At 31.8% G+C, this 11,748-nt stretch carries 8 protein-coding genes and 1 other annotated feature; all 8 genes read right to left on the reverse strand.

What is annotated here, in order from left to right:
• Window positions 1-153: 153 nt before the first annotated feature.
• Window positions 154-1,047: a D-alanine--D-alanine ligase gene (locus KM800_RS02590; protein ID WP_217811669.1), complete on the reverse strand. Its 894-nt coding sequence runs from the start codon at window positions 1,045-1,047 to the stop codon at window positions 154-156.
• A 117-nt stretch (window positions 1,048-1,164) separates the two neighbouring features.
• Window positions 1,165-2,376 carry a putative hydroxymethylpyrimidine transporter CytX gene (cytX, locus tag KM800_RS02595; RefSeq protein WP_217811670.1) on the reverse strand — a complete coding sequence of 404 codons (1,212 nt, stop codon included), beginning with the start codon at window positions 2,374-2,376 and terminating at the stop codon, window positions 1,165-1,167.
• 8 nt (window positions 2,377-2,384) lie between these two features.
• Window positions 2,385-3,443 carry a glycoside hydrolase family 130 protein gene (locus tag KM800_RS02600; RefSeq protein WP_217811671.1) on the reverse strand — a complete coding sequence of 353 codons (1,059 nt, stop codon included), beginning with the start codon at window positions 3,441-3,443 and terminating at the stop codon, window positions 2,385-2,387.
• Between the two features lie 9 nt (window positions 3,444-3,452).
• The gene (locus KM800_RS02605; protein WP_217811672.1) at window positions 3,453-4,373 is read right to left on the reverse strand and encodes a DUF1861 family protein; all 921 of its coding nucleotides are present in this window, start codon (window positions 4,371-4,373) and stop codon (window positions 3,453-3,455) included.
• Between the two features lie 86 nt (window positions 4,374-4,459).
• Window positions 4,460-5,623 (reverse strand): iron-containing alcohol dehydrogenase, encoded by a 1,164-nt coding sequence (locus KM800_RS02610; protein WP_217811673.1) that lies wholly within the window; start codon window positions 5,621-5,623, stop codon window positions 4,460-4,462.
• Between the two features lie 131 nt (window positions 5,624-5,754).
• Window positions 5,755-7,740: a transketolase gene (gene tkt, locus KM800_RS02615; RefSeq protein ID WP_217811674.1), complete on the reverse strand. Its 1,986-nt coding sequence runs from the start codon at window positions 7,738-7,740 to the stop codon at window positions 5,755-5,757.
• A gap of 140 nt (window positions 7,741-7,880) precedes the next feature.
• Entirely contained in the window at window positions 7,881-10,370 is a 2,490-nt protein-coding gene (locus KM800_RS02620; RefSeq protein ID WP_217811675.1) for an MBL fold metallo-hydrolase, read from the reverse strand.
• A gap of 34 nt (window positions 10,371-10,404) precedes the next feature.
• On the reverse strand, window positions 10,405-11,331 hold the full coding sequence (gene metA, locus KM800_RS02625) for a homoserine O-acetyltransferase MetA (RefSeq protein ID WP_217811676.1): 927 nt from the start codon (window positions 11,329-11,331) through the stop codon (window positions 10,405-10,407).
• A gap of 135 nt (window positions 11,332-11,466) precedes the next feature.
• Window positions 11,467-11,674, forward strand: a binding site (T-box leader).
• The last annotated feature ends 74 nt before the right edge of the window (window positions 11,675-11,748 follow it).

Consider the following 11,748-nt stretch of genomic DNA (forward strand, 5'->3'; position numbering starts at 1 on the left):
TCACAATTCACAATTCACAATTCTATTTTGACACAATATAAAGTATACCGTGCAATTAAAAACATATAATTTACATTTAATTAATATATATAATAAAAAAACACTACCCCATAATTATACAATTAATGAGACAGTGTTTATATAGATAATCTTTTATTTAATGGAATACTCAACAACTTTATCTAAAAGTTGACTATAAGACATATTTACGGCTTTTGCACTCTTAGGGAACAAACTGTTTGCTGTCATTCCAGGCAATGTATTGAGTTCCAAAACATAGGATACTCCATCTTTTATAATTAAATCAACTCTTACATATACTCTGCATTTTAGTACATTCCAGCAATCAAGCGAGACCTTTTTTATGCTGTCTTCTATATTTTTATCAAGCTTAAGAATCAACTCATCTGAATAACTTGAATCATATTTTGCCTTGTAATCAAAGAATTCTGTTTTAGCTTTTATGGAAATTATTGGAAGAGTTTGTCCGTTTAGTATGCAGCAAGTAACTTCATCACCCTTTATATACTCTTCTATCATAACTTCTTCATCATATTTTAAAGCCAGTTTAACTGCATCTTCTATATCTTCTCTTTTTTTAACAAGATTTGTAGCTACACTTGAACCTCCAGAATTAGGTTTTACAAATACAGGATATCCTATTTCATCCAAATAATCATAATCTATTTCATCTAAAGACTTTACACATAACCATCTAGCAGTATTAATTTCTGCACTCTTGAGAACTTTTTTTGTCATATCCTTGTCCATGCAAATTGCACTTGTCAAAGGTCCACATCCTGAATATGGTATATTTAAAGTTTCAAATACAGATTGAACTGTTCCATCTTCTCCAAATTTGCCGTGAAGTGCCAGAAAAGCAAAATCTATGTCTTTTGTTTTAGTTATTATATCTTCTTTTTTATCTATAACAATTGGGACTACCTCATATTTATCCTTATTGAAACTACTTATTATTTCTTTTCCTGAATCCAATGATATTTCTCTCTCTGAGGATATTCCTCCCATAACAACTCCTATTTTCATATCCAATTCCTCCAGTAAGCATTATTAAATACTGTTAATCTCTATGCTATAATTTTTACATATTATCCATGATAAAAAAAGAACCACCAATTTGGAATTTTAATCATACTGTGGTACTCATCTAACTAGCTTCCATCTATTTATATAATTCCACCCAATAATATATATTAATGCAGTCAATATCATACTAGGAACAGTAGCTCCCAATACAAAATCAATTTTTATGAATATGTAATAAACTATTATTCCAACAATCCAAACTAACATCGATCCTACATTTAATAAAAGTGTGTCTTCTATTTTTCTTTTTTTCTTCAGAAAATAATCTGCTAATAAAACAGCAAACAATGGGGCAAATACAGAACCTATAGCATACAAGAAATTCATATAGATATCTGTACTGAATGCAAGTGAAATAACAGTTCCTATAATAGTTATGACTACAGCTGCAATTTTTTCATTGAATTTTGGAACTATATTTAAAAATGAGATTCCAGCTGAATACACATCCATAAAAGTTGTTGTAACTGTAGACAGTACTACAATTGCAAAAGCTATTATACCAAGATTTGAAGCCAGCATAATTGCTGATGGATCACTATTTTTAGATAAAATAGCAGCTCCAAGACCTATAATAAACATCCATGAGCTTCCTATAAAATATCCTAAAAAGCTTCCTGCACTTGCCTGTTTTCCATTCACTGCAAACCTTGTATAATCACTTATCATAGGCAGCCAGGAAAGCGGCATTACAATTACAAGTTCAAGTGCAGAACCAAATGATATGCTATTTTGAGCAGTACTATGATAGATGTTATTATTTTTAAATATAACCAACCCCATAACTATAGTAAGAATAAAAAGAAGTGCAACTGCTATAGTATTTATCTTCTTAAATCCTACCATTCCAGCAATTATCCATATTGCAACCAATAATCCAATTACAAAGCTCCACAATGCAACATTATTTATATTCCACATTTTAACACTTATAAGATTTAGAGATTGGGCGGCAGTATTTATCATAACTGCAGTCCAGCCAATAAGCTGTAATATATTCAATACAGAGAATATATAGGATCCATAAACTCCAAAAGATATTCTTGTAGAAGTTATTGCGGGTATTTTTTCCCGACTTCCAATTATTCCTCCGATTACTAATATGGCTGTTCCTATAACATGTCCACATATAATTGCTATTAGTCCCCATTTAAATCCTAAAGGTGCTATAAGGCCACCTGTCATTATTTCTGCTATGGATATGGCTGCTCCGCACCACAGCATTGCAAAATCCCAAAAATACAACTTACTATCATTTTCTTTTTTCATTATTATTCCTACTTTATCAATGTATTTAAAATATCATCTATACTGGTTATTGCCAGTCCAATAGAATTATCTGATATTCCATAGTATATATATAATTTATCACATCTTTCTACAGCTCCACAAGAAAAAATAACATTTGGGAAAAATCCCTCTGTCTCATAACTTTCACTAGGTACAAGAATTGGTTTTTTACTTCTGGCAATAATATTTTTAGGACAATCCAGTTGTAGAAGCAGTGCACCCATACAATAATGCTCATTTTCATCTACGCCATGATATAGCTCAAGCCATCCATACTTGGTCTTAATAGGTGGTACTCCTGCTCCTATCTTTTTACAGTCCCAGTAATTTTCTCTTGTATCCGCCAATATTTCATGATTTCCCCAATGAATTAAATCATTAGATTCTGATATCCATATAATAGGTTTACCTGTGCTTTTTGATACAGGCCTATTCAATGCAAAATATTTTCCATTTATTCTTTCAGGAAAAATAACAACATCCTTGTTTTCAGTACTGAATATATTACCCAAGCTTTTATAATTTTTAAAATCTTTTGTTACAGCCAAACCAACTACTATTCCATAATTTGACACAGCACTGTAGGTAATATAATAATTATCATCTATTCTGGTTATTCTTGGATCCTCTATTCCAAAACTTTCATATTTGTTGTCAGGAAATATAAAAGGTTTATCATCAATTTTAAAATTAAACCCATCTTTACTTCTTGCAAGCCTTATATGGGACATGGAAGTAAGACATGAAAAGTCAGAATTACTATCCATTCTTCTAACAACTCTTGAATCCGTAAAATCATAATTCTTATTTTCTCTAGATATATTCATAATATCCAAAGATCTATTTTCATTATTAAAAATTGGAATTTCCATGTATTTTTCATCACTTTGCTTAACTCTTTCAGCTACTCTAAGCAATAGAATTGTTTCCTCATTGTATTGAATTGCTCCAGCATTAAAGGCTCCTATAACTTGAAACTTACTATTTGAAGGAACCACATCTTTAAATGTTATTATGGGATTATATTTATATTTTATAATATTCACAATTTCCTCCTAAATCTTATACTTATAAAATGGATTTTCTATTTCAATTGTCTGCGCTTCAATATCACTTACACCTGCATATAAAATAGCTTTTTTACCTTTAAACTCCAGTCCACCGCTGAAAACTACATCATACAGAGTTTCATTTTTACTTGGTCCTGGAAGAAAGTCTTTTCTTTCAGCAATTATTTTTACGTCTTTATAAACCATTGAATTAATATTCAATACAAAAGTCATAGGATAATAGTGTTTCATACCTGTTTCATCCATTTTGGCTATATGACCGAGAAGACCAATATTTTCTTTATCAATAGGATATATACTGTTTATTCCTCCCCACTCTTCATCAGTAAAAAAATCATTTAATATAGGTGCATCTTCAATTACCCCTATACTTAAATCATTTAGTCTATTGATTTTTATAAATCCTACTTTTCCTCTACCTCCCTTATGTCCCTGGGGACGTGTCAAAACTCCTATAGAACCATCTTTTAACTGTGCTATACGCAAATCCTTCATTCCATCAGGACCTACAAAGAAGAGTTTCAAGTGAAATATGTCCTTTCCTCTATACATTATTGTCCTCCATATAAGATTATATGGGTTATTTATATCGTTGAATACTTCAACTCCACCTACTATCAATTCATCATCCACCCTAGTGAAAAATGGGTCTTCAAGATGCATAATAGGTGATTCTATTATATGACACCATACATTTTCATATTTCTCGAAGAATGAAACCATGGAATCACTTGTACGTTTTGATTCTACTCTTCCAGCTAGAACAGTTCTTCCATTAGTTAAAAAAGGTGAAGTTATATTGTAAACATCCTTATTGAATATACCTATAAAATTGACCCTTTTAGCTATACCTTTAGATTTTTTGATTCTATACTCTTTTAATAATTCGTCACATTTAATAATCATATCAATTACGCCCTTCTAAGATTTAATCTATATCTACAATAATATCAAAATCCCCCACTTGTTAAAATGTGGGGGAAAGTAAACTATTATAATGCTGACTTATATATATTTATGACATCTTGTTTTGAAAGGGGCTTGAATTCTCCCAGTTTTCCATGTCTTGTAGCTCCTTCAGCCATTTTTTCAAAATTCTCTTCATCAATGCCTACTTCTTTAAGTCTGGCAGGAAGTCCCAATGAATTAAAGAATTTGCGTGTTTTCTCTATTGACTCATGTGCTATCGTAAATTTATCTTTATTTTTATCTATAGACCATATATTTATTCCATATTCCACAAATTTGTCTACTGTATTATTATCTAATACATATTCCATCCAATAGGGTGTTAATATAGCCAATCCCACACCATGGGTAATATCATAAAATGCACTTAATTCATGTTCCATGCCATGGACACTCCAACCTTTTACCTTGCCATAATCCAGAAGTCCATTTATCGCAAGACTTGAAGTCCACATTAAATTGGCTCTTGCATCATAATCATCAGGTTTTTCAAGAGCTATAGGGCCATATTTTATACATGTCTTTAAGAGTGCCTCTGCTAATCTGTCCTGAACATAGGCACCTTCTGTATTATTAAAATAGTTTTCCATAATATGACTCATTATATCTGCTGTTCCTGCTGCTGTCTGATTTTTTGATACTGTAAAAGTATAAGTGGGATCAAGTATGGAAAACCTTGGAGCCATATATGAGCTTTTTGTACCTAACTTTTCCTTGGTTTCTTCATTTGTAATAACAGCAAATATGTCCATTTCCGATCCTGTAGCCGCTAATGTTAAAATACTCGCAACAGGAAGTGCTTTCTTTATTTTTGAAGGGTCTGTTACAATATCCCATGGATCTCCTCCATAATAATAGCCTGCCGCTATAGCTTTAGAACAGTCAATTACACTGCCTCCTCCTATTGCCAGTATACAATCTATCCTGTTGTCCCTGCATATTTTTACACCTTGTCTTACACTGGATATTTTAGGATTGGGCTCTACACCTGACAATTCCCAAAATTTTATTTTACTTTCCTTTATAAGTTTAATTGCCAAATCATATATTCCATTTTTCTTTATACTTCCTCCACCATATACAACAAGTACTTTAGCGCCATATCTTTTTAATTGTTTTCCTAGAATACTTATGCTGCCCTTTCCAAAGAAAATCTCTGTTGGAATTGAATAATTAAAGTTAATCAAACTTAAACATCTCCCTTTTGTAAATATAACCCCTTACACGATATCACTTATTAAATCTGCAATAATATAAGTAACCATAAGTAGATAAAAACCTATGGTTACTGTGAATATTGCATAAATATTTTTTTAATCTATTTTAAAATTTCAAGTGCCTTATCTACTACATTTTCTACTGTAAATCCAAATTCCCTAAAAAGAATCTTAGCTGGTGCAGATGCTCCAAAATGATCAATACATATTGTGTCTCCATCTAATCCTACATATTTGTGCCATCCGAATGAAGATGCTGCTTCTACTGCCAATCTCTTTCTAACTGATTTAGGCAGAACTTTTTCTTTATAAGCATCACTTTGTTTTTCGAACAGTTCAAAGGAAGGAATACTTACAACTCTTGAATCTATTCCCTTTTTTTCAAGTTCTTCTGATGCCTTGTAAATAAGTTCCACTTCTGATCCTGTAGCCATAAGTATTATATCAGGTTTAGATTTCTTTGAGTCCTTTATTATATATGCACCCTTTAAGGCTTCAATGCCAGTCTCTTTATAAAGAGGAAGGTTCTGTCTTGTAAGTACGAGACAAGTTGGTCCTTCAGCTTTTGTAAGTGCATAGTCCCAAGCGGCTGCGGTTTCCTTTGAATCTGCTGGTCTAAATACAGTCATATTAGGAATACTTCTGAGAGCTGCTAGTTGTTCAATCGGTTCATGTGTAGGACCATCTTCACCTACTCCAATACTATCATGAGTAAGTACGTAGGTTACAGGTAATTTCATAAGTGCAGAAAGTCTCATAGCTCCCTTCATATAGTCAGAAAACACAAAGAAAGTTGCCACAAATACCTTTAGTCCACCATATAAAGTCATTCCATTTGCAAAAGCTGCCATGGCATGTTCTCTTATACCAAAATGAAGGTTTCTACCTGATCTGTCATCCTTTGAAAAGTCCCCTTCTCCATTCATGTGAGTTTTATTAGATGGTGCTAAATCTGCCGATCCACCTATAAGGTTTGGAACTATCTTGTCGATTTTATTTAATATTGTACCGGATGAAGCTCTAGTAGCCATAGGTTTATCGAATTCCCAAATATCTTTTTCAGTGTCTAAATCAACTGCTACTTTTCCACTTAACCACAGCTTCAATTCTTTTGAGAGTTCTGGATACTTATTATCATATTCTGTTTTTAACTGATTCCATTGTTCTTCTTCATTTGACAACTCATCAATTCTCTGATCCAGATAATCTCTTACTTCTTTTGGCACATAAAATTCTTCATCGTAATTCCAATCAAGGAACTTCTTTGCAGCCTTTAAATTTTCTTCTCCAAGTGGTTCACCGTGAGCTGAAGATTTTCCCTGCTTATCAGGGCATCCATATCCAATTTGTGTCTTTACTATTACAACACTTGGTTTATTTGTCTCCGCTTTAGCTTTTTTTATAGCAGCATCTATTTTATCAACATCATTTCCTTCTGGAACTTCAATTGCCTGCCATCCACATGCTTCAAATTTCTTTGCTGTATCTTCCGTAAATGCTAAATCCGTACTTCCCTCTATTGTTATATTGTTGCAATCATATACTAACACAAGTTTTCCAAGTGCCAATTTTCCTGCAAGAGAAATCGCCTCTAAAGCAACACCTTCCATAAGGCATCCATCTCCAGTCAGGACAAAAGTATAGTTATCTATTATATTGTAGCCTGGTTTGTTGAATTTAGCTGCCATAAATTGCTCTGCCGCTGCCATTCCAACTGCATTTGCGACACCCTGTCCAAGTGGTCCCGTAGTAGTTTCCACTCCTATTGTATGGCCATACTCTGGATGTCCAGGTGTCTTGCTGTTCCACTGACGAAAACCTTTTAAATCTTCAGTTGTAAGTCCATAATTAAATAAGTGGAGTAGTGAGTATAACATAGCAGATCCATGTCCAGCAGAAAGCACAAATCTATCTCTACCTATCCATTTTGGATTCTTAGGATTATGTTTCATATTTTTTGCCCAGATTGCATATGCTTCCGGAGCTGCACCCATTGGAAGACCTGGATGTCCTGAATTAGCTTTTTGTACCATCTCTGCTGAAAGTATTCTGATATTGTTTACTACCAAACTGTCCATATTTTTCATATAGAATTTTCACTCCTTAGTTTTTTATTTGAAAACCACTTTACATCTTAAACAATGTGACTGTAAATTCTTAATTAAATATACCTATTATATTGTACAAAAGTTTTGTCTTATATTCAACCCATGTCAGTCTATCTCGTTTAGGAATTAAAGAGTAATGTACATCCTGTACCATGTTCAAATTCCCTCTTTATATTCTCTAATATTTTATGATTTTGAATTTTTTGCAATTTTAAGTTCAATGTTAAATTAGATATATCAAAGGATGGATTCTTTTTCAATACTATATTGTTCATACTGCAAAGTAAATTCGCCTTGTTGATTATTTCATTCTGATTTATACTATTTGATATCTTCATACCCCATCCTGTAGTTTCAACCAACTTATCTATAGTATGAACATACTTTTTTCCAATTGCAGGTGTTATAAAAACAAGTTCTATATACTTGTCATTTTGATCGTTTTTTATACTTTTCTTATATGGTTTGAATTCCTTATGTTTAAATTCATTTTCAATAAAATTCAGGGCTTTATTTTGTTCCATCCTGACATTGTCTTTATCACATTTTATTATATCATAGTTAATTGTTGTATGTTGACTGGAATCTGGAGAACTCACCTCAAGAACAAGACCCGTATCTTTAGTGAATTCATGTAAAATATCATCATTTACATGAAAATTAGAACTAAAATTAACCTCAACACAATTTTTTTCCAATCTATATGATATCTTCTTTATATCTTCATTATAAAAAATTTCTCTTATAATTCTGCTTGCCTCATTTATATTTATGGAATTTGATATCTCTATCTTCCAATTATTGTCCTGTTCAAATTCGGCCATGGTTTTATATATTTTTTTATCCACTACAGATGGGAAATCAAAACTTAAAATCACTTTCTTTTCATCATATATTAAACTTGCCTTTTTAAATTTAAATTTTTTAAAATATCTGCTTATCAAATCATTTAACTCGTTTGGTTTAAGTTCCTTGGGCTTTAAGGCCTCTTCTACTTCCTCTCTTGATTTAGCTTTAAATAAAAACAATCTTTTCATGTCATTTTCAAAGTACACTGAATTGATTATACATTGTTGAAATTCAAGTATATATTTTTTATATCCACTCCATATATATGTAAGTTCTTCTATGGTAAAAAATTTCTGGCCATAATTTTCAATAGTGAATTCCCACAATTTCTCTATATTTTCTTCATTTAAAATACTCTTTTCTCCAAGAGTTTTATCTATTTTTCTAAACCACTGTTTTCTCGGCCTGTTTATATTCACTTCATAACTTTCACCACACTTTGGAGAATATACTCTTGCTGTTGTCTCAAGTGAAATTTCCCTTGAAAAACTTCTTACTACATTTTCATTTCCATGTACCATGAATATATTTCCAGGAAGCAACATTTTTATAAGTGACTTTATTTCTTCTTTATCACTATGTGCGGAAAGCCCTATATTTTCAACTCTGCACTTTACTGGAATTATTTTACTATTTATTTCGATTTTCTTGTCCTCATCACTTTTATCCAATAAACTTAAAAGTTTTCTACCTGGGGATTCCTCATCCTGATAGCCTGTTATAACTATATAATTATTCTCTAAAGGAGCTAGCTTTTCGGCATAGTACTGACTAAATCCACCTGTAAGCATTCCAGAACTTGAAATTATAATACAGCTGTTTTTACTATCAAGTATTTTTTCTCTGGTTTTTTTATCTTCTACACATATTATATTATCATCATAAAATGGCTCAATGCCACGAAGAATCTTTTTCCCCAGAGAATTTTTAAGATATGTTGGATTGAATTTATAAACTCTGTTTATATCTCTTATCATGCCATCTACATATATTTTTATATCTTGAATAATCCCTTTATTTATAGCCTTCTTTATTGTAAGTATTACTTCCTGAGCCCTTCCAAGTGCAAATGCTGGAATTAACATTTTTCCATTATTTTCAATGCACTCTTTTATTATATCTATAAGTCTTTGTTCTTCTACTTCTCTATTTGAATGTAGTCTGTCACCATAAGTAGTTTCAAATATTCCAATATCAGGCCTTAACTTTGGCAATTTTAATCCTTCTACAGTTCTCTGGGAAAACAGTGAAAAATCTCCTGAATAAAATAATGAACCTTCAGAGGATTTTATATAAACACAGCAAGCACCTGCTATATGTCCTGCATTATAAAAACATATTTTCATATTGTCAAATATGATGAATTCAACCATGTAATTAATGGTCACTATACGATTCAACATTGTCTTTACATCTTTTTCCGCATAAAGTGGAATTTCAGATTCTCTATTATTCATTATTTTCAAACTATCATAGAGCAAGACCTTCATTAAATCCCTGGTCATAATATTAGTATATATTTTGGCCATTGGATACTCTTTACTTATTATAGGTAGACATCCTATGTGGTCCATATGAGCATGACTTATTATTATAACATCAACTCCACCATTGTCCTGAATGATTTTAAAATCAGGAATAGGATCTTTAGCTGCTCCCTGCCTTATTCCACAATCAAGCAGTATATTTTTATCGCTGATTTTTAAAAGTATACAACTTCCTCCAACTTCACAAGCTCCTCCTAAAAATGAAATGTTCAAATTAATCACCTGCCAACAATCAATAAAATATTTTTTAAATTTTCGAATTTATCCTATTCACATCATAAGGAGTTTCCTGATACACATAATAGTTCAACCAATTTGAAAACAGTAAATTGGAATGTGCCCTCCAATTTACTATAGGTGGTTTTGAAGGATCATCATCTTCGAAATAGTGTTTCGGTACCTTTATATTCAAACCCTTGTCTATATCCCTGTCATATTCTGATTTTAGAGTTAAAGGATCATACTCGGAATGTCCCATTACAAAAATTTGTCTTCCCTGTTTTGCATAGACTATATACACTCCTGCCTCATCAGATTCAGAAATTATAGTCAAATCTCTAACCTTTTCTATATCTTCCCTTCTAACTTCAGTATTTCTGGAGTGAGGAGCAAAGAATTCATAGTCAAATCCTCTAAGTAATTTTAAATTTTTATTTGTTATTCTGTGTTTGAAAACTCCAAACATCTTTTCATCAAGATTGTATTTGGGTATATTGTAGTGATGATATAATCCTGCCTGTGCACCCCAGCATATATGAAGAGTTGAGTATACATTGTGTACACTCCAGTCCATTATCTCCTCAAGTTCTTCCCAATATTCCACTTGCTCAAATTTCAATGTCTCTACTGGTGCTCCTGTAATAATAAGTCCATCAAATTTTTGATCTTTTATTTCATCAAATACTTTATAAAATGTCATTAGATATTCCTGTGAAATATTCTTTGAAACATGGGTTTTAGGATGAAGCAGTTCAACTTCAATCTGAAGTGCATTATTACTTATAAGTCTTAAAAGCTGCACTTCTGTAGTAATTTTAAGAGGCATAAGATTTAAAATTGCAATTTTCAAAGGCCTTATGTCCTGATGAAAAGCTGTGTTTTCATGCATTATAAATATATTCTCTTTATTTAAAATATCAGCTGCCGGTAAATCATCTTTAACTTTGATAGGCATTGTTCTATCCCTCCTTGATGCTATTAAATTAGATTATTATTGCTATACATTATATCATATGTATACAGCCAGTTTATAAAATTTATTTATTTTTTATTGTGTTTGTACAAATTTTATATTATAATAATGACTATATTAAAGGTTAAGAGGGAAAGAAGTAATTTAGTGTGTCATTTAGAGAAACAGTGGCTGGTGAAAACTGTCTGAGATGCTTTATGAAATACATTCCTGAACTGCAGGCTGAATTTACAAGTAGGCCGAGCCGCTTCACTTCCGTTAAGAGTAAGAGATGAACATTATTTGTTCTGAACTAGGGTGGTACCACGATTAAGTCGTCCCTTAATCGCAGGTATTTTTTTATTCCCTGATTTTTGTTTCAGTACATTTATTGTTCAACTAGGGTGGTACCACGATTAA

The organism is Clostridium tyrobutyricum (assembly GCF_019144085.1).
In the GTDB taxonomy this organism is placed as follows: domain Bacteria; phylum Bacillota; class Clostridia; order Clostridiales; family Clostridiaceae; genus Clostridium_B; species Clostridium_B tyrobutyricum_A.

Bases quoted from the DNA above. Each gene is read 5' to 3' on its own strand.
- KM800_RS02590 (WP_217811669.1), bottom strand. From the start codon at position 1,047: ATGAAAATAGGAGTTGTTATGGGAGGAATATCCTCAGAGAGAGAAATA.
- cytX (WP_217811670.1), bottom strand. From the start codon at position 2,376: ATGAAAAAAGAAAATGATAGTAAGTTGTATTTTTGGGATTTTGCAATG.
- KM800_RS02605 (WP_217811672.1), bottom strand. From the start codon at position 4,373: ATGATTATTAAATGTGACGAATTATTAAAAGAGTATAGAATCAAAAAA.
- tkt (WP_217811674.1), bottom strand. From the start codon at position 7,740: ATGAAAAATATGGACAGTTTGGTAGTAAACAATATCAGAATACTTTCA.
- metA (WP_217811676.1), bottom strand. From the start codon at position 11,331: ATGCCTATCAAAGTTAAAGATGATTTACCGGCAGCTGATATTTTAAAT.